Raw genomic sequence first — 20,165 nt, forward strand, 5'->3', positions numbered from 1 at the left:
TTATATACTAATATCTAAGCGATGAATGCTTTGTGCGTCTTTAAAATTTGGATCTTTAGACTCATCTTCTTCATTTTTCTCATCATCGCTGGTTTTAGCTTCTTGATTGTGTTTTTTCTTTTTTTCTTCTTGTTCGGCTTTTTCTTTGATCTCTTCTTTGATTTCATGAGTCTCATTGACTTTCTCAAGCTTGTTTAAAGTTTTTTCTTTTTCATTAAATTCAGCCATATTTAGCGTAGCTGCAAAACCTTCTTTTGCAAGCTCATTGCTTGCTTGTGTAGCTGGATAAGCCATATTCTGATTTATATAATTGATATTTCCTAAAGGGCTAACTGGCATTTTAATCCTTTGTGATATTAATACTTTTAAAATTTGTATAATTTACAAACGCCTTTTGCTGAACCTTAACAAAATTTTTTAAAGTATAATCGACCCAATACGAACCTTTCTTTAACTTAGAAAAGCTTACACAAAGCCTTGCAGCAAATTCTATCACATCGAGGCTGATTTTTTGCTTGTTTGATACAATCAAAGTATGTGCGCTAGGAATATCCCTTACATGAAGCCACAAATCATCTTTTTTAGCATTTTTAAGTAAAAATTCATTGCCTTTTTCATTTTTACCCACGCAAATTTTAAACTCGTTAAAATAAAAATTTGCCACAAGATCTTCTTGTTTATGATCTTGATTTTTTTTGCTATTTTTTTTAGGTAGTAAAATTTCAAGCTCTATCTCACTCTTAGCTTGAAGCAATAATTCTTTCAAACTCAAGGTAAAATCTAACTTTTCTTTTAAATTTTGTCTTTGTATGTTTAAATTTTTAGCTTTTTGTTCTAATTTTTTAGCATTTTTATAATATAAATTAGCGCTTTGCTTAGGATTAAATTCAAGCTTAAATTCAAGCTCTTTGCCTTCAAAATCATCAAGCTTAAATTCCCTTTCATAATCTTTTAAAACACTCAAATTTGCAAACAATACATCAGCCCTTTTTCTGTATTCTAAAGCTTTTAAGAGTAAAGAATTTTCTTCATCTAAACTAGAAAAAAGTTCTTGTAAATTTTGTATTTTTTTATCCACTTGTGCAAGTTTTAAATTTTTTATTTGTTTGATTTTACTCTCATAAATGCTTGTAAATTTGCGAGAAAAATAATCTGCAAAGTCTTTAATTTCCTCAAAATTTTCATCCATTTTATAAGGCTTTAAAGACTCTAAAATCACATTAGGTTTTACAACACGATAACTTTTATCAATGTGTCTTAAAGCCTCTATGATCAAATCTTTTTCATCTGTAAGAATAACATTGGTATTTTTACCCGTAAATTCAAAATAAATTTTGCTCTCATAGCTTTTATAAGCCTTATTAGCTTTTACACTAAAACATAAAATACGATTGCCTTCAAGGACTTTAACTTCCTTTATAAAAGCATTGCTAAAATACTTTTTAAGCATAAAATCAAAAGGTGCATTATAATTTTTTGCATTAAATTTAGCTGTATAAATCGCACTCATTGCACGAGTAAGATCAAAAATAAATCTTTCTCTATCAAAGCTTAATTCCAAAATATTGTCATTGATACGCTTGATAAAATCAATTTTTTTAAACCGAGAAAAAAAAGTTTGTAATTGTAAAAGTTCTGTGTATTTCATAAAAGAAATTATAAAATATTTTGGCGAATTTTGTGGTAGAATTACATTAAAAAGGAAATTTGTGCAGCTTAATGAGCTAAATTGCGTGATTTTATGTGGTGGTAAATCTAGCCGTATGGGACAAGATAAAAGCAAATTGATTCTTAAAAATCAAAATTTAACTCAATTTCAAGTAGATAAATTTTCTAAAATTTTTAAAAATGTCTATGTGAGTGCGAAAGAAGACAAATTTGAAAACCATTTTAGCTTGATAAAAGATTCTTTAGAATTTGAAGTTTACTCTCCTATGCTTGCGCTTTACTCTATACTTTCAAATTTTAAAAATGAATTTGTTTTTGTTTTAAGTGTAGATAGTCCTAAAGTAGGTGAAAATGAACTTTTAAAAATGCTTCCTTTTTTAGAACAAAACTATAAAATAATCATAGCAAAAACCCCTTTGCATAAACATCCCTTATGTGGCTTTTATCACAGCTCTTTAGCTCAAACTTGTAAAAATTTCTTAGAAAAAAATGAACAAAAAATAGGACTTTTATTTTCTGAGATTAAAACCAAATTTGTAGAATTTGAAGATGAAGATGCTTTTTTAAATCTTAATTTTTATGAAGAATATGAAAAATTTAAAAGCAAGTTAAAATGAGAAAAATTGCTTTATTTTTAAGCTTATGCGTTTTTATATGGGCTAGTGATTTACAACAAGCTTTAGAGTATGAAAAACAAGGCGATTATAAAAAAGCTATGGAAATTTACAAAAAACTCGCTTTAAAAAATTCATCTGTTTTGATTTCTCAAGAACAAAATAACTCAAGTCAAGCAACACAAACGCAAAATTCTATCACTATAAAAAAAGAAGAAAAACAAGACTTTTCTCGCTTAGCTTTGGCTAATTATCTTGGTGAAAATGAAAGCTTTAATCCCCTTGGCATTAGCTCTTATAAGATGAATTATTTTTTACCTTTTGCTTATAGTTTTAATTCTTTAGGAGTAAATAATAATAAGAGTGAGGCGAAATTCCAACTTAGTGTTAAAAAAAGACTTTTTGAAAATTTACTAGGACTAGATGAAAAATATTATATAGCCTATACTCAAACTTCTTGGTGGCAAATTTATGAGCATTCTTCTCCTTTTAGAGAAACCAACTATCAACCAGAATTTTTTATAGATCTTCCTTTATATCTTAAAGATTATGAATTTTTTAACAATCTACGCGTAGGTATATTGCATGAAAGCAATGGCAAGGGAGATGAGAATTTACAATCTCGCTCATGGAATAGAATTTATGTATCTACTGCTATTTTATATAATAAATTTTTATTTGTTCCACGCCTTTGGTATAGAATTCCTGAAAACAAAAAAGATGATGATAATCCTGCCATCTTGCATTATATGGGAAATTTTGATGTGAATTTAGCGTATTTAGGTGATGATTATTTTATCAATCTTATGCTAAGAAATAATCTTAAATTCCACAATAACAAAGGCGCTATACAAGTTGATCTAGGATATGATATTTTTAATAACGGAATTTATTGGTATTTACAATACTTTAATGGCTATGGAGAAAGCCTTATAGACTATAACAAACACTTGCAAAGACTTTCCACTGGATTTTTGATTTCTTACTAAAATATCCTTTGTAGTTTTATCATTTCTTAAAACAAATTTCATTACAATTTAATTTTTGATAATTATTATTACTATAAGGAAAGATTTGTTTTTTAAGCATATATTGAGTTTAAAAGTGCTTATAGCTTTACTTTTATTCTTTGGAATGATAAGTTTATTTATAGGAGTTATCAGTATCAATGTAAAAGATATTCTTAATCTTAACTCCACTCAACTAGAAATCATAACTCTCACAAGAATTCCTAGACTTATAGCGATTTTACTCACAGGAATGAGTCTTAGTATATGTGGGCTTATCATGCAACAACTCACGCAAAATAAATTCGTTTCCCCAACTACAGCAGGGACCATGGATTGTGCTAAATTTGGCATACTTATTTCTTTAATATTTTTTACTGGAGCGTCTTTTTTCACTCAAGCTATCATTGCTTCTATATTTGCACTTTTGGGTTCTTTTATATTTATCCAAATTTTAAGAAAAATCAAACTCAAAGATGTGATTTTTGTACCTTTGATAGGCTTGATGTTTGGAGGTATTATTAGTGCTATAACCACTTTTTTTGCCTATGCTTTAAATTATATACAAAATATCCAAGGTTGGCTACAAGGCAGTATGGCAAATGTTATGCAGGGAAATTATGAATTGCTCTACATTTCTTTACCACTTTTTATACTTGCTTATTTTTTAGCTCATAAAATCACCATAGTTGGCATGGGTGAAGATATAGCTTTAAATCTTGGAATTTCTTATAATGGTATATTATTTTTAGGCTTAATGATTGTAAGCATTATCACTAGCTTAGTGATTGTAAGCGTTGGGATTATCCCTTTTTTAGGGCTAATTATCCCAAATTTAGTAGCTCTTTATCTAGGTGATAATCTTAGAAAAAATCTTATCTATATAGCACTTTGTGGAGCTTTGTTTTTACTTGTTTGCGATATCATTTCAAGACTTGTTATCTTTCCTTTTGAAATGCCTTTAAGTATCACTACAGGTGTTTTAGGGTCTTTAATCTTTATCTTTCTTTTACTAAAAAGGAAAGTTTATGCGTAAAAAAATGCTAATTTTAAGCTTTTTAACACTTAACATGATAGGGATTTTTATATTTGTGGGTTTAAATGGCTTTGATGAGTATGCCTTAAAAAGTCGTTTTTTACAAATTGCGGCTATTATTATAGTAGCTATTTGTATCGCTGTTTCAACAGTGATTTTTCAAACTTTATGCAATAACAAAATTCTAACCCCTGCTATCATAGGATTAGATTCTTTATATATGTTGCTTCAAAGTGCTCTTATCTTTTCTTTTGGTGCGGCTAATTTAAGTGTTTATAAAAACGATATCAATTTTTTAATCACTCTAGTTTGTATGGTGGTTTTTTCACTAGGACTTTATAAGATTTTATTTAGTAGTGATAGAAGTATTTATCTTATCATGCTTTTAGGTTTAGTTTTTGGAACACTTTTTAGCACTTTAAGCTCTTTTTTTGAAGTACTAATCGACCCTGATGAATTCATGGTAATACAAGGAAGAATGTTTGCTAGTTTTGATAATATTGCTTTTGATGTTTTAATTCTTGCTTATATTATTAGCTTTTTAAGTTTTATATGGATTTTTCGCTATATGAAATTTTTAGATCCTTTAAATTTAGGCAAAGATTTAGCGATAAATTTAGGGATAAATTATCAAAAAATTTCAAAACAATTGATGATTATCATAGCTATTTTAACTTCTATTAGCACCGCACTTGTAGGTCCTATAACCTTTTTAGGACTTTTAGTAGTAAATATCACTTATGAGCTATTTAAAACTGCAAAGCATAGTATTTTGCTAAGCGCTTGTATACTTATTAGTATTTTGGCTTTGCTTGGAGGGGTGTTTTTTGTCTCTAGAGTTTTTGATTATAATGCCACTATAAGCGTGGTTATTAATTTCTTAGGTGGGATATATTTTATCTATCTTGTATTAAAGGGTAATAAATTATGATTAAACTAAAAAATATCACCAAATTTTATGATAATAAAGTCATTATTTCAGATCTTAGCCTTGATTTTCATAAAGGCAAAATCACTTCTATAATAGGAGCCAATGGCGCTGGAAAATCCACTCTTTTAGCTCTAGCAAGTCGTTTGATAAAACCTAGTAGTGGAGAAATTTATATCGATGGAATGAATTTAAAAAATTATAAAGAGCAAATCTTAGCACAAAAAATTTCCATTCTCAAACAACAAAACAATATCAATTTAAGATTAAAAGTTGAAGAATTAGTCGCTTTTGGGCGTTTTCCGCATTCTCAAGGAAGACTTAATACAAACGATAAAATCAAAATCAATGAAGCTTTAGAATACATGGAACTTAGCAACTTAAGAAATGAATTTTTAGATACATTAAGCGGGGGACAAAAGCAAAGAGCTTTTATAGCCATGATCATCGCTCAGGATACTGAATTTATAATGTTTGATGAACCTTTGAACAATCTTGATATGAAGCATAGCGTACAAATCATGCAACTAATGAAAAATTTAGTCAAAGACTTTAACAAAAGTATAGCTGTTGTATTACATGATATTAATTTTGCTTCGATTTATTCTGATGAAATCATAGCCTTAAAAGATGGGAAGCTTTTAAAACAAGGCTCAAAAGATGAAATCATCAATCAAGAAAATTTAAAACAAATTTATGATATGGATATACCCGTAAGTCAAATTAATGGTAAGAAAATTTGTATTTATTTTTAAAAAGGAGAAAATATGAAAAAATCTTTAGTTTTTGCATTTTTTGCATTTTTTTTAAGTCTAATCTTAACAGCTTGTAATTCAAACTCAAATGAAAACAACGCAAGTTCTACAACAAAAACCAACACTGCTACGGTGAAAGTTTTGCCTATTAGTATGAGCGATGAGGGTGATAGTTTTTTAGTGAAGGATAGTCTAGGAGAAAATAAAATCCCTAAAAATCCTTCTAAGGTAGTGATCTTAGATCTTGGAATTTTAGATACTTTTGATGCTTTAAAATTAAATGATAAAGTCGTTGGCGTTCCTGCTAAAAATTTACCAAAATACCTACAACAATTTAAAAACAAACCTAGTGTAGGTGGAGTACAACAAGTTGATTTTGAAGCCATTAATGCTTTAAAACCTGATCTTATCATCATTTCTGGACGCCAAAGTAAATTTTATGACAAATTAAAAGAAATAGCTCCAACTTTATTTGTAGGTCTTGATAATGCAAATTTTTTAAGCTCTTTTGAAAACAATGTCTTAAGCGTTGCAAAACTTTATGGTTTAGAAAAAGAAGCTTTAGAAAAAATTTCAGATATTAAAAATGAAATTGAAAAAGCCAAAAGTATAGTTGATGAAGATAAAAAAGCTCTTATCATTCTTACAAATTCTAACAAAATTTCAGCCTTTGGTCCTCAATCTCGCTTTGGGATTATTCACGATGTTTTAGGGATTAACGCGGTAGATGAGAATATAAAAGTAGGCACACACGGAAAAAGTATCAATTCTGAATTTATATTAGAAAAAAATCCTGATTATATTTTTGTTGTTGATAGAAATGTCATCTTAGGCAACAAAGAACGTGCTCAAGGCATACTCGATAATGCACTTGTCGCTAAAACCAAAGCAGCGCAAAACAAAAAAATCATCTATCTTGATCCAGAATACTGGTATTTAGCAAGTGGAAATGGACTAGAGTCTTTAAAAACTATGATTTTAGAAATCAAAAACGCTGTAAAATAATATAACTTCGCAAGGGCTAGTCTCTTGCTTCGATACTTAATAAAATACTTGGGATTTTCAAGAAAGTTTTAGTGGCGGACAGAGAGGGATTTGAACCCTCGAGACCCGTTAAGATCTGCACCCTTAGCAGGGGTGTGGTTTCAGCCACTCACCCATCTGTCCAATAAAGTAAAGTATGATTATACAAAAAAATAAATAATACCTAGCTTAAAAAGCTAGGAAAAATCAAAGGCTAAGATAAGCCAAAAGCAAAGTTACAACAACCCCTACTCCAAGAACTGCAAATTGTTTACTTCTATCTTTTTTATTTGCAAACAAAGTAATCATAAGCCCTGAAATATAAAGCATAAATAAAGTAATACCAAAACCTACGCTAAGCACAGAAAAATACCAAGCACCCTTATCTTTATGAAGCATAATCATATCTCCAAGTAAAGATCTTGTTTTTAAGGTAATATTGTATTCATTAGTAGAATTTTGAGTTATATTAGCACTATAATGAGTTCCACCTATTGTTATACCTTTATCTTTACTTTTAATTATATTTGTATTAGATGGTACTTTTAAACCATTTGTTTTTAAATACTCTATTAAAGCTTCTCTTTCTTTACCACTTTCTATAACTTTTGACAATTGATACTGCTCAACTTTTAAGCCCACATCTTGATTAATACCAAAAATATACGCTATACCCGTTAAAGCAAAAAGCAAAGCACAAGGCAAAAAGAACAAACTAAGATAGATATGAACCTGTCTAAACAATTTATTTTTATTGATCATTTTAACTCCTTTTTGATTATCAAAATTTGTGATATTTTGACAAAACAAAGTGAAGCAAAAGTGAATTTTAAATAAAAAGTTTATATTTTTTAAAACAAAGAAAAGAAAAAGCCCTATGATTATAGGGCTTAAGAATTATTTTTTATCAATCACTTGATAATTATAAGGAGCAAGCTCTTTATCATGCTCTAAAAGTTCTTTTGGAGGATTGCCATTAACATCTTTTTCATCTGCATAGTAACGCTCTCCAGCTTTATGATTATTAACATCTACTTTATAATAAAGCTCTCCTGGATTAAATTTTTGAATATCTTCAAAACCTAAATTTGAAGTTTTAAAATCTTTAATTCCATTTGCCGCTGCAATTTCTACAAGTTTAGTTTGTCCCATTCTTGCCATATCAACAGCTTGCAATAACATTCTTGAAGCTTCGCGAGGATTATGGAAACCAGTTGAGTTTTCAGCATTAACAAAATCCGCTCTCATTTGAGCTTTACGATGAAGTTCTAAAACTTCTTTTAGCTCTTCGCTAATTTTTTTCGCATCAGCTTTTCCATCGCTTTGGAATTTTTCCATATTGCCTAGTTCATCGCGTAATTTTTTAGTATCCATAATCAAACTAACAATTGCATACTCTGCAGTTCTTTGATCATGTGCAACGCTGTTTTGTATGTCAAGCACTTGAGCTTTTAAATAATCTTCACTTTGTTTATGACAAGACTTACAAGCAGAGTTAATATCTCTTAAAGGAGAAGTGATATTGTGTTGAGTAACCTTTTTAGCTCCTTCTCTAACATAAGGCATATGACAATCCACGCAACTTACTCCATTTGCAGCATGCACACCGCCACTATAAAGTTCACTTTCTGGATGTTGAATTTTAATAATTTGCGCTCCTGTTAATTTATGAGTAAAATCAGCTCCAAATACTCCACGAACTTTATCATAATAATCATCTAGCATTTCAATTCTAAATGGTTGTCCTTTTTTCCACTCACTCCAAGGAAAAGTTAAAACTATACCATCGGTTTCAATCTCTTTAGCTTTATTGCCATCTCTCCAAAACTCATACTCATCATAATTTTTCTGAGTTCCATTCCACCATTTTTTAGAACTATCATCTACAATAGTTTCACCCATTACTTTTACTTTTTCCCCTGTTGGTTTAAAATAGTATTCAACATGACATTGAGAGCAAACTAAAGTTCTCATTTCTTCTCTTGTAGCTTTTACGCCTTGTACTGGATCTTTTTCATATCCTCTAGAAACTAAAGCATTAATAGCTGCTGGACGAGTAAGTCTTAAACTCATATCATTTGGATTGTGACAATCTGCACAAGTTACACCCATTCTTTTACCACCATGTGGGCCTGCATGTTCAGGTGAATTTTCTACTATACCATCAACAGCTGGGATATTTTTAATCATAGTCCAATAATTTGTAGAGTTAAAAGCAGTAAAATCTCCTTTAGCAACATTTTTTATAAGCCATGGAGTCCATCCACTATGACAATTCATACAAGCTGCAGGTTGACCTTTAAAAGCAGCAAGTCCATGGGCATTAAGAAAATCTTTGTTGTTTCTTGCTGTTTTCATTTGATCTACTTGAACCCAAAAATGCCCTCTTTCTTCATTGAAATCAAGACTAAAAGGATATCCTGCCCAAAGTATGGTTAATTGAGGAAAGCGAATTAATTTTGAATAAGCTAAATTACCACCAAATTCAGTAGCCTTAGGCTCTTCTTTTTCAACCGTTAAATACATTTTTAGTTGCTCTGGAAAAACCTTACCCCATTTTTCAAAATTTGGATCATCATCGCTAAGCAAAGAAAAATCAGCATTTGCTGCAATGGCATTTTTATTTGCTTCATCTTCTTTTTTTTGATTGATATCATTATTTAGCCATAAAACTCCCGCTATAAGTAAAACCAAAACGACAATACCTAAGCGTAAAATATTTTTTTTCATTCATCTTCTCCTTATTAAATTCCGTGTTTATGTCCAACATCTTTATGACAAGAAGCACAATTTAATGACTTGTCTGCATGTGGATTTGTTGTAGCATTGATAGCTGTTTGAGCAAAATCTGCATGACAGCGTATGCAGTTTTCTTGCACCATTTTTCTGCTTTTTTCAGTCGCACTCAAATTTGTAGGCAACTCATCAAGTTTAAAAGTAAAAGCATAAGCATGTCCTAAACCACTTTGCGCTTTAGCTATCCACTTAGCTACAAAATTATGTGGCAAATGACAATCCACACAAGTTGCTCTTGGTTCGCCTTTGACTTTTTGAGAGTGTGGTCCTGCCATGTATTCGTTATAAACTTCATTCATAATATGGCAGTTATTACAAGATTCACTTGCATTGCTTAAATAAGATGTGCCCTTAGCGTTATAAAAAGTATAAAACCCAACCGCAAAGAAAACAAAAAGCAAAACAAGAAAAATAGTAAAAAGATTCGAAGTTTTCTTCAAAATTTTCCTCCTTAAAATTATCATTTCTTAAAATCTTCAATGAAACAACAATGTCACAGAATTTCCCAGAAATAAATTTTGTGATTCTAACATAGATGAATTTAATATAATTTTAAAGATATATTTACTCTTAATTAATCTAAAAAAATTTAAAACTTTTATTCAATAATTTCAAAATAAATGATAAAATACAACTAAAAAAGGAAAAATTAATGCAAACAAGTCCTGATATGTTTATCAATCGCGAACTTTCTTGGCTTCGCTTTAATTCTCGTGTTTTAGACCAATGTTCTAAAAATTTACCCTTGTTAGAAAAATTAAAATTTATAGCTATATATTGCACTAATTTAGATGAATTTTATATGATACGCGTCGCAGGCTTAAAACAACTTTTTTCAGCTGGAGTTAATGCAAGCAGTAGCGATGAAATGACCCCGTTACAACAATTAAAAGCCATACGCAAATATTTACACCAAGAAAAAGAACTTTTGGAGCGTTATTTTAATGAAATCACAAGTGAATTAGAAAAAGAAAATCTTTTCATAAAACATTATGAGAATTTAGATGAAAATTTAAAACAAAAATGTGATGAGTATTTTTTCTCTAATATTTTTCCTGTTATTGTTCCAATAGCTGTTGATGCTACTCACCCTTTTCCGCATTTAAACAACTTATCTTTTTCACTAGCGGTTAAAATTTGCGATAAAGCGCATCCTGAACTTGTAAAATTTGGAATGATTAGAATTCCAAGAGTTTTACCTCGTTTTTATGAAGTAAGTGCAAATATTTATGTTCCTATAGAAAGTATAGTCCATCAACACGCAGAAGAAATTTTTCCAGGCTATAAACTCTTAGCTTCAGCAGCATTTAGAGTGACTAGAAATGCAGATATGGTAATAGAAGAGGAAGAAGCTGATGATTTTATGATGATTTTAGAACAAGGCTTGAAGCTTCGCAGAAAAGGAGCTTTTGTAAGATTGCAAATTCAAAAAGATGCAGATGAGCAAATCGTAGAATTTCTTAATACTCACATGAAAATTTTTCATAAAGATGTTTATGAATATTCTATTTTACTCAATCTCCCTAGCCTTTGGCAAATCGCAGGAAATAAAACCTTTACGCATCTTTTAAGCCCACTTTACACGCCTAAAACTTTACCACCTTTTGATGAGAATTTATCTATTTTTGATGCTGTAGAAAAAGAAGATATACTCATTATACAACCTTTTGAAAGTTTTGATCCAGTTTATAAATTTATCAAAGAAGCAAGCAAAGATCCTGAAGTAATTTCCATAAGAATGACACTTTATAGAGTTGAAAAAAATTCCAATATAGTTCAAGCTTTAATTGATGCTGCAAGCGATGGAAAACAAGTAACTGTGATGGTAGAATTAAAAGCACGCTTTGATGAAGAAAACAATCTTCATTGGGCAAAAGCTTTAGAAAATGCCGGAGCTCATGTTATTTATGGCATTACAGGTTTTAAAGTCCACGCTAAGGTTTCTCAAGTCATACGCAAACAAGGAGATAAACTTAAATTTTATATGCATTTAAGTACGGGAAATTATAATGCAAGCAGTGCTAAAATCTATACTGATGTGAGTTATTTTACAAGCAAAGCAGAATTTGCAAGAGATACGACAAGCTTTTTTCACATCTTATCGGGCTTTAGCAAAAATCGTCGCCTTCAAACTCTTTCAATGAGCCCAAATCAAATCAAAGAAAAAGTTTTAGAAATGATACGCATTGAAACAAGCAAGAAAAATGAAGGTGTGATTGTAGCTAAAATGAATTCTCTTGTAGATAGTGATATCATACAAGCGCTTTATGAAGCAAGTATGGAAGGAGTGCAAATCGATCTTATCATACGCGGAATTTGTTGCTTAAAACCTGATGAAGAATACAGCAAAAACATACGCGTTAGAAGCATCATAGGAAAATACTTAGAACATGCTAGAGTATTTTATTTTAAACATAGTGAGCCAAATTATTTTATATCGAGTGCAGATTGGATGCCAAGAAATTTAGAGCGTCGCTTAGAACTTATGACTCCTATATATGATGAAAGAAGTAAAGCTAAATTAGCTCAATTTTTACGCTTGCAACTTAGTGATAATGTTTTAGCTTATGAGCTTAAAAACAATGGAGAGTATGAAAAAATTCCTTCTTCTGAAAAAATCATAGATTCTCAACAAACCTTAGAAGAATATGTAAGTAAAATTTATAAAACACTTAAAAAAGATACAGATCAAAGTCGTGCAACGCACTTAGCTTCCAAACTTTTTAAGGAAAACTAAAAGTTTTTAGGGTTTTACACCTTAAAAACTTTAAACTATGAATTTTTATTAATCTTCAAATTTCAATAAACATTGATTTAAAACTGGTGGAAGCGAGGGGAATCGAACCCCTGTCCAAAAATAATCCCACAAAGACCTCTACATGCTTAGCAAAGATGACTACTTCACCCTACTTCGCTCATCTTCCAAAACTCAAAAGCAAGGCTAAGACTTTATTTCACCTCAACGCTTGTCAAACGCAAGGCTACACTATCAAAAATGACCGAAAATTAAGCTAGATAGTATGACTTAAATTTCAGGCTCAACTGAACTTACGCAGCTTTAGCGTAAGCAGGAGCGAATTTAACGTTGTTTGCGTTTAATTTTATTTGGGCTTTTTACGCTTTGCCCAAAGCGACATGCCATCTAAGCAGACTTACTCCTGTCGAAGCCAAGTCGCTCCCTTATTTAGAAATAATATTTGGAACATTAACAATTAAAGGATTAAAAACCGCTAAAACAGAATCATCATTTTCATATGAACGACAATATTTTTCAAACTGATCACTCATCAAAAGCATCCAATCCGTAAATTCATCACTAGCAGGCCCATTAAAGCGATTTGCTTGCGCCATCATCTCTTCACAAAATACACAAAAATCAGTCACTTCTTCAAGATTTAAGCGTCTTGCTGCCCAAGCGGTATTGTGTGCTAAAGTTTCAAGCTCTTTTATGGCTTCTTTATAACGCACACTATCGCTTCCAAGCTTGATGATTAAAGGTTCAAACCTATCGCACATGGTTCTAAAAAATTGTAAAAATTTTTCTATATCGTCAATTTCATAATCTAATTCTAATTTTGTTAAAATTCCCATTTTTAAACCATAATCATTAAAGTTTAATGTAAATTCTAGCAAATTTTAGCTAAAATCTTATTTTAATTTTTCCAAAATATAAGCAAAGATATGGATAGAATAGTAGAAATAGAAAAATACTCCTTTGATGAAACTTACGAAACTTCGTTGCGTCCTTCAAATTTTGATGGTTATATAGGTCAAGAAAGCATTAAAAAAAATTTAAATGTCTTTATAGCTGCAGCCAAAAAACGCAATGAATGTTTAGATCATATACTTTTTAGTGGTCCTGCAGGACTTGGAAAAACAACACTAGCTAATATCATCTCCTATGAAATGAGTGCAAATATCAAAACAACCGCCGCTCCTATGATAGAAAAAAGCGGAGATTTAGCCGCTATTTTAACCAATCTTAGCGAAGGGGATATACTTTTTATCGATGAAATTCATCGCTTAAGTCCTGCTATCGAAGAAGTGCTTTACCCTGCAATGGAGGATTACCGCCTTGATATTATCATAGGTAGTGGTCCAGCTGCTCAAACCATAAAAATCGATTTACCAAAATTTACTCTTATAGGGGCTACAACGCGTGCAGGTATGCTTAGCAATCCTTTACGTGATCGTTTTGGTATGCAATTTAGATTAGAATTTTACAAAGATAGCGAACTTGCCCTAATCTTGCAAAAAGCAGCTTTAAAACTTAATAAAACTTGCGAAGAAAAAGCCGCACTTGAGATCGCTAAAAGAAGTCGTTCAACTCCTAGAATAGCTCTAAGGCTTTTAAAAAGAGTTAGAGATTTTGCCGATGTTAATGATGAAGAGATTATCACAGAAAAAAGAGCTAATGAGGCCTTAAATTCTTTAGGAGTTAATGAGCTTGGTTTTGATGCGATGGATTTAAGATATCTTGAACTTTTAACCGCTGCCAAACAAAAACCTATCGGACTTGCAAGTATTGCTGCGGCTTTAAGTGAAGATGAAAATACCATAGAAGATGTAATCGAGCCTTATTTATTAGCTAATGGCTATATAGAACGCACTGCAAAAGGGCGTATAGCAAGTGCAAAAAGTTATAGTGCTTTAAAACTAAACTATGAAAAAACTTTATTTGAGGAGTAAATTTTGCAAAATGGAAAATTCTTTCTTATAAGCTTTATTTTAGTCATTTTATTTCTTTTACTTTACCTTTTTAAAGGTTTTTTACTTGTAATTATCATAGCTAGTTTAATGGCGGTAGCTACCTCAAACATCAATGCAAAATTTTTAAATCTTACTAAAGGACATAAATTTTTAGCTTCCATTCTTACAACAGCTTGTATGGTTTTGCTTTTCTTTGCACCTTTTGTTTATGCTATGATAGAACTTGCCAAAGCTTTAAAGAATTTTGATATTAATTTAGTTACACAAACACTTGATTATGTCAAAAACTATCAATTCACCTTGCCTGAAAGCTTTAATTTTTTAGAACCTAAAATTAAAGAATTTTTAGCTTCTATAGATTTAAATAGTATTTCTAAACAAATTCTAAGTTATGCTTCAAGTTTTACAAAATCAGGAGCTAAATTTCTTATAGATATGGTTTTAATTTGTGTGTTTTATTTCTTTGCAAATCTATATGGAACAGAACTTGTTATCTATCTTAAATCCATCATTCCTATTGATAAAAAAGAACTCGATGATGTTTTAAGCGAAGTGGGTAATGTTATGGCTGTTGTGCTTTACTCTATGGTAATTGTAGCAATATTTCAAGGTGCACTTTTTGGTTTAATCACAATATTTTATGGTTATGATGGAATTTTAATGGGAGTAATTTTTGCTGTAAGTTCTCTCATACCTGCTATAGGAGGAGCTTTAATTTATGTGCCTGTAAGTCTTTATGAATTTGCCTCAAACAATCTTAACTCAGCTCTTGTTATTTTTATTTATTCTGTAATTGTAATTTCTTTTATAGCAGATACTTTAATCAAACCTTTAATCATCAAATGGATCAACAAAAAACTTGTAAAAACTCCCACTAAAATCAACGAACTTTTAATTTTCTTGGCCATGATAGCAGGAATTTCAACCTTTGGTTTTTGGGGTATTATACTAGGTCCTGCGATTTTAACTTTTTTTGTATCAACTTTAAGAATGTATGTGATTTTAAAAGATAAGAATTTAATTTAACTTGCCTTAAAAAAGGCAAGTTTTATGTTCTAGGCTTTTGGGCCTATCATTTTAGTAGGATCAACAAATTTATTGAAATCTTCTTCGCTAACCAAACCAAGCTCCATTGCGCTTTCTTTTAAAGAAATACCTTTTTTATGGGCATTTTTGGCTACTTTAGCAGCGTTTTCATAACCTATGTATGGGTTTAGAGCGGTAACTAGCATTAAAGAATTATGAAGATTATGATCGATTTTTGCACGATTTGGTTCTATGCCTACAGCACAATGGATATTGAATGAATGCATAGAATCAGCTAACAAATCAAGACTTTGCAAGAAATTATAAATAATCACAGGCTTAAACACATTAAGTTCAAAATTTCCTTGACTTGCTGCAAATCCGATAGCTGCATCATTTCCCATCACTTGTACAGCAACCATAGTAACAGCTTCACACTGGGTAGGATTTACCTTACCTGGCATAATCGAACTTCCTGGCTCATTTTCAGGGATGATAAGCTCACCAAGACCGCATCTTGGGCCTGAAGCTAACCATCTTATATCATTTGCAATTTTCATTAAATTTGCAGCCAAACCCTTCATAGCTCCATGAGTAAAATTAATCGCATCATGACTTGTTAAAGCATGAAATTTATTTGGACTTGAAATAAATTTTGTACCTATAAGTTGAGTTAGCTCTTCACTTACTTTTTGGCTTAATTCTGGATGCGCATTAAGCCCTGTTCCTACTGCGGTTCCTCCTATGGCAAGTTCTCTTAAAGTTGGTAAAGAAGCGATGATTTGCTCTTTTGAATGCAAAAGCATAGAAAGATATCCACTAAATTCTTGTGCTAGAGTAAGTGGAGTAGCATCTTGTAAATGCGTGCGTCCTATCTTGATAATACTATCAAATTCTTTTACTTTTTTTTCAAAAGTTGCAATAAGCTCATCAAGCGCAGGGATAAGCTTTTTCTCTACTTGCTCAACCGCAACGATACTCATAGCTGTTGGAAAAGTATCATTTGAACTTTGACTCATATTAACATGATCATTTGGATGTACAAGCTTTTCTTTGCGAAAATCCCCGCCCATGATTTCAGTGGCACGATTTGCAATAACTTCATTCATATTCATATTGCTTTGTGTGCCTGAACCTGTTTGCCAAATCGCAAGTGGAAAATTATCATCAAATTTACCTGCGATAATCTCATCGCAAGCTTGAACTATAGCATTTTTCTTAGCATCATCAAGTTTGCCAAGTTTGTTATTGACCAAAGCTAAAGATTTTTTAAGATTTGCAAAAGCATAGATTAAAACCTTTGGCATTTTCTCGCAACCGATTTTGAAATTTTCAAAACTTCTTTCAGTTTGAGCTCCCCAATATTTGTCATTTGGGACCTTAACTTCACCCATGGTATCATGTTCAACTCTGTATTCCATAATTTTTTCCTTTGATTAAAATTTTATTTATTATAAGCTAAAAAAATAAATACTTTCAAAAACGTTTTCCTACTGAACTCATTAAATGCAATTCATAGGCATTATGAGAAAATCTATTCATTAACATAAACTGCCAAAATACATTGTTTTTATATAAAAATTCTGAATTAAAACCTTGACTTAAAATATTATCTTTTAATTTATATTTTTGAATAAAAGTAATAGGAAAATCAACAAAACTAGCCTTATTTTCTAAAGTTCTTCCATAAATTCTTTTTTCAAAAATTACAAAAGTAGAAAAAGAAGCTTGATAATCATCTTGCTCTATATTTTTAGCAAGATTAAAACCTAAATTTGCATTTATGCTATGATGTTTTAAACTTTCATAATTTTTAGCAAAAGGACTTTTATTTTCTTTAAAATCTTCTTGATAAAAAAAACTATGTGTAAAATACATTAAAGGATTAAAAATAAAATCTTGACCTAAAATAATATCTTTAGTTACACCAAGCTGGGCTGAAGTTTGCAATGTTTTATATTTGCCTTCAATTGGCTGCTCTACTACAAAACGATTAAGAGTATTAAATCCTACACCTATACCTAATCCACTTAATATTTTTATAAAATCTAAATCATGGTTATAATTAAGCAATAAATCCATGTTATAACTCTTCAAATCACTACCATTATTAAAATTAAATTTAGCGCTAGAAAGAGATAAAGCATAAGCTAAAAAGCCTGATGAGAAATTTTCTCCTAAAGAGATATTAGCACCTGTTTTTTGACCTGAAAAATCTTTATCTTTATAGTATTTATAACTTGGAGTAAGATGCCAAAAATATTCTTCATTGCTAAAAATTCTAGGTAAATAAGTACTAGCAAGTAAGATATTATTGTTTTGTGCAAAATTATTAATATTAAGAGGATGAAGGGTAAATAACATATTATTTTGCATTAAATTAGATTGATTATGATTACTAAAAGTGCTTAAATACCCTGAACCTTCTATTCTATTTAATTTAGTCTTTACATCTATTCCATTATCTAAAGAAGCAAAAAATTCCTGATAAGTCTGACTCAAGTCTGCCCTAGATCGCAATTGTCTTAAAGCATTTCCCAAGCTTGTATTAGGAATTTCGTAGGCATTTGGCTTTAAATTAGGTTTTATTAAGGTTTTATTAATACTCACTAAATCATCACTTAAAATAAAATCAAAATTTAAAGCATAGGTATTTTGTATCAAAACATGATTAAAAGATGATAAACTTTTTTCCAAATCTCCTAAATTAATTTTCACTGGCTTATTTAAGATATAGTATTTAGGTAAAGGAATATATTCTAAATTCCCGCTCTTAATATCATAAGTTTTTGCAATCAGTTTAGAATTTTTATAATTACCAAAATCAAGTTGCAATTTAGAGTCAACTCCTTCTTGAGTATAAGTTCCTTGCACGGTTAAATCATTCAAATCTTCATTTCCAGGTCTAACTATGCCTTTATTGTTTAAATTTTGCCCTACAATACCATTACCGCTTAATATTGCTTTTTGTTCTACATAAGCATTATTTTTAACTTTTCCTTTAAGCTTTAATTCTCCTTGTTTGATTAAAGTTGCACCCTCATAAGTATTTTGACCACTGATAATCAAAATACCTTCACCTTCTTTAGATAATCCTATGTTAAGATTAGCTAAATGTGTAGGTTTATTAATAGCACTTGATAAATGAGTACTTTCATCCCATTTTCTTTGACTAATATCATTAGAAAATTCAGCATCATAACCTGCAGTGTTTATAGTATAATAAGCTGTATTAGGTTCTTGCTCATATTTTAATACATCCTGATCACTGAGTCTGTTTGCATCTAAAATACTCAGTCCTTTTAACGCCTTTTGTGCATCTAAAATTCCTTGTCCAAATAATTCTTCTTTCTCAACTCTAACTACTCCATTAATAGAACTAATAGTAGAAGTATTAAGTTTTTGTGACTGCGCACTATCTCTATTATCCCAAATATAATCACTATAATCAATCCATTGTCCATTAACTTGAACTTGTATTCCATTGTAAAGCTGTTTTAAATCCCGTTTTATTTCATCTTCTATCCTAGGTGGATCTTGCGAAATATACACAATAAGAAATTTAGGTTGATTTGTTCCATCGGTTACTTGTTTAACAGTAAATTTTGGAGCCTTATAATTTTTATTTGCTGTACTTAACAGTATATCAGCAATTTGCTTACCATCCAAAAAGGGGAAATTTTGCTTGACCAGTGCCGCTGTTCCACTTACCATAGGTGCTGCCATAGAAGTTCCACTTTTTTTTGTAAACTTATCATTAGTGCTTGAATCAACATTATTAATATTTACTCCAGCAGCAACTAAAGAAAAATTCGTAGCTCCCTTAAAACCATTACTAAAATCAGCCAAACCTTGACTTTTAATTATTAAAGTCCCATCTGATTCTAAAGTAATCTCATTTGCATCCAAAGCTCCAACAGCCAACCAAGCTCTTAAAGATTCATCATAACTTGGTAAAATCGCATGCAAAGCAGGGCTAAGAATTCCTTCATTACCAGCAGCAAATACATTTAATACTCCCTTGTCCTTGCTAAGCCTCATCATATCATTAGCAACCTTATCTGCTTTCATAACATATTCCAAAGGAGTATTACAGATATTATAGCTTGTCCCTTGATTAGTTTGAGTACAATCTACTAATCCAGAATTTGAAGCCTTAAGATTAAAATAAGGATAAAAATTAATACCCCAGCTATTATTAATAATACTCACATCTTTGAAAAAATTATAAATATCAGGAATTTGAGTGTAAGAGCCATTTGGAAACACCCCAGCTCCATAAAATTTTGCCCCATAAGCCACTCCATAAGGTTTGCTATCGCCTATCTTTGCTCCAACAGCTATACCTGCTACATGACTTCCGTGTGTTGATTTTTTCAAATCAGGTATAAGCTGTTTCCCAGCTGTATCAGTAGGATAAGTAGACTTTAAAATCTTATCCTTTAAACTAATATGATCTTGATTAAAAGCATCATCGGCTACACCTATTATAATAGTATCTCCACTATACCCTAGCTTATGTACTTTATCAATATGATGAAGTTCAAATTCGCTTAAAGCAAAAAGTTTACAAACTAAAGTTAAACAAAAAAATTTTTTCAT

At 30.6% G+C, this 20,165-nt stretch carries 17 protein-coding genes, 1 tRNA gene and 1 other RNA gene; 9 read left to right on the forward strand and 10 right to left on the reverse strand.

Annotated features, from left to right (window positions below; translation table 11 throughout):
- Together FBF20_RS06875 and FBF20_RS06880 are read right to left on the reverse strand one after the other, a co-directional pair.
- The gene (locus tag FBF20_RS06875; protein ID WP_002852397.1) at positions 1–339 is read right to left on the reverse strand and encodes a hypothetical protein; all 339 of its coding nucleotides are present in this window, start codon (positions 337–339) and stop codon (positions 1–3) included.
- Position 340: 1 nt separating this feature from the next.
- On the reverse strand, positions 341–1,648 hold the full coding sequence (locus FBF20_RS06880) for an NFACT family protein (RefSeq protein ID WP_002864240.1): 1,308 nt from the start codon (positions 1,646–1,648) through the stop codon (positions 341–343).
- Positions 1,649–1,709: 61 nt separating this feature from the next.
- Here FBF20_RS06880 and FBF20_RS06885 point away from each other — a divergent pair, with 61 nt between their 5' ends.
- The 6 genes from FBF20_RS06885 (at position 1,710) to ceuB (ending at position 7,013) form a co-directional block, all read left to right on the forward strand.
- Entirely contained in the window at positions 1,710–2,285 is a 576-nt protein-coding gene (locus FBF20_RS06885; protein ID WP_002867312.1) for a molybdenum cofactor guanylyltransferase, read from the forward strand.
- Complete coding sequence (locus tag FBF20_RS06890; protein ID WP_002864239.1) at positions 2,282–3,271, forward strand: phospholipase A; 990 nt, start codon at positions 2,282–2,284, stop codon at positions 3,269–3,271. Before FBF20_RS06885 ends, FBF20_RS06890 begins: the two co-directional genes overlap by 4 nt.
- A gap of 85 nt (positions 3,272–3,356) precedes the next feature.
- On the forward strand, positions 3,357–4,325 hold the full coding sequence (locus FBF20_RS06895; RefSeq protein ID WP_002872671.1) for an ABC transporter permease: 969 nt from the start codon (positions 3,357–3,359) through the stop codon (positions 4,323–4,325).
- Positions 4,318–5,256: an iron chelate uptake ABC transporter family permease subunit gene (locus tag FBF20_RS06900; RefSeq protein ID WP_002854141.1), complete on the forward strand. Its 939-nt coding sequence runs from the start codon at positions 4,318–4,320 to the stop codon at positions 5,254–5,256. The genes FBF20_RS06895 and FBF20_RS06900 overlap by 8 nt, the downstream gene beginning before the upstream one ends.
- Complete coding sequence (locus FBF20_RS06905; protein ID WP_002858409.1) at positions 5,253–6,008, forward strand: ABC transporter ATP-binding protein; 756 nt, start codon at positions 5,253–5,255, stop codon at positions 6,006–6,008. The genes FBF20_RS06900 and FBF20_RS06905 overlap by 4 nt, the downstream gene beginning before the upstream one ends.
- A gap of 12 nt (positions 6,009–6,020) precedes the next feature.
- A complete protein-coding gene (gene ceuB, locus FBF20_RS06910; RefSeq protein ID WP_002852385.1) occupies positions 6,021–7,013 on the forward strand; it encodes an enterochelin ABC transporter substrate-binding protein CeuB in 993 nt (330 codons plus the stop codon).
- A 72-nt stretch (positions 7,014–7,085) separates the two neighbouring features.
- Here ceuB and FBF20_RS06915 read toward each other — a convergent pair.
- The 4 genes from FBF20_RS06915 to nrfH form a co-directional block, all read right to left on the reverse strand.
- Positions 7,086–7,175 (reverse strand) — tRNA-Ser (locus FBF20_RS06915).
- 63 nt (positions 7,176–7,238) lie between these two features.
- Positions 7,239–7,793, reverse strand: a complete 555-nt coding sequence (locus FBF20_RS06920; protein WP_002855904.1) for a membrane protein — start codon at positions 7,791–7,793, stop codon at positions 7,239–7,241.
- A 135-nt stretch (positions 7,794–7,928) separates the two neighbouring features.
- Positions 7,929–9,761: an ammonia-forming cytochrome c nitrite reductase subunit c552 gene (locus FBF20_RS06925; protein ID WP_002867305.1), complete on the reverse strand. Its 1,833-nt coding sequence runs from the start codon at positions 9,759–9,761 to the stop codon at positions 7,929–7,931.
- Between the two features lie 14 nt (positions 9,762–9,775).
- On the reverse strand, positions 9,776–10,291 hold the full coding sequence (nrfH, locus tag FBF20_RS06930) for a cytochrome c nitrite reductase small subunit (protein ID WP_010891930.1): 516 nt from the start codon (positions 10,289–10,291) through the stop codon (positions 9,776–9,778).
- Between the two features lie 164 nt (positions 10,292–10,455).
- Here nrfH and FBF20_RS06935 point away from each other — a divergent pair, with 164 nt between their 5' ends.
- Positions 10,456–12,564, forward strand: a complete 2,109-nt coding sequence (locus FBF20_RS06935) for an RNA degradosome polyphosphate kinase (RefSeq protein WP_223209681.1) — start codon at positions 10,456–10,458, stop codon at positions 12,562–12,564.
- A gap of 84 nt (positions 12,565–12,648) precedes the next feature.
- Here FBF20_RS06935 and ssrA read toward each other — a convergent pair.
- Both ssrA and FBF20_RS06945 read right to left on the reverse strand, forming a co-directional pair.
- Positions 12,649–13,007, reverse strand: a transfer-messenger RNA (tmRNA) gene (gene ssrA / locus FBF20_RS06940).
- Positions 13,008–13,418 carry a hypothetical protein gene (locus FBF20_RS06945; protein ID WP_002783915.1) on the reverse strand — a complete coding sequence of 137 codons (411 nt, stop codon included), beginning with the start codon at positions 13,416–13,418 and terminating at the stop codon, positions 13,008–13,010.
- A gap of 90 nt (positions 13,419–13,508) precedes the next feature.
- On the opposite strand from FBF20_RS06945, the gene ruvB reads away from it, so the two are divergent.
- Together ruvB and FBF20_RS06955 are read left to right on the forward strand one after the other, a co-directional pair.
- On the forward strand, positions 13,509–14,516 hold the full coding sequence (ruvB, locus tag FBF20_RS06950; RefSeq protein ID WP_002856258.1) for a Holliday junction branch migration DNA helicase RuvB: 1,008 nt from the start codon (positions 13,509–13,511) through the stop codon (positions 14,514–14,516).
- Between the two features lie 3 nt (positions 14,517–14,519).
- Positions 14,520–15,563 (forward strand): AI-2E family transporter, encoded by a 1,044-nt coding sequence (locus FBF20_RS06955; protein ID WP_002859651.1) that lies wholly within the window; start codon positions 14,520–14,522, stop codon positions 15,561–15,563.
- Between the two features lie 29 nt (positions 15,564–15,592).
- Here the strand turns inward: FBF20_RS06955 and fumC are convergent, their stop codons facing one another.
- Together fumC and FBF20_RS06965 are read right to left on the reverse strand one after the other, a co-directional pair.
- Positions 15,593–16,984: a class II fumarate hydratase gene (fumC, locus tag FBF20_RS06960; protein WP_002889950.1), complete on the reverse strand. Its 1,392-nt coding sequence runs from the start codon at positions 16,982–16,984 to the stop codon at positions 15,593–15,595.
- Positions 16,985–17,039: 55 nt separating this feature from the next.
- The gene (locus tag FBF20_RS06965; protein ID WP_002889952.1) at positions 17,040–20,165 is read right to left on the reverse strand and encodes a S8 family serine peptidase; all 3,126 of its coding nucleotides are present in this window, start codon (positions 20,163–20,165) and stop codon (positions 17,040–17,042) included.

It is taken from the genome of Campylobacter sp. CFSAN093259 (assembly GCF_012889985.1).
GTDB classification, from domain to species: domain Bacteria; phylum Campylobacterota; class Campylobacteria; order Campylobacterales; family Campylobacteraceae; genus Campylobacter_D; species Campylobacter_D jejuni.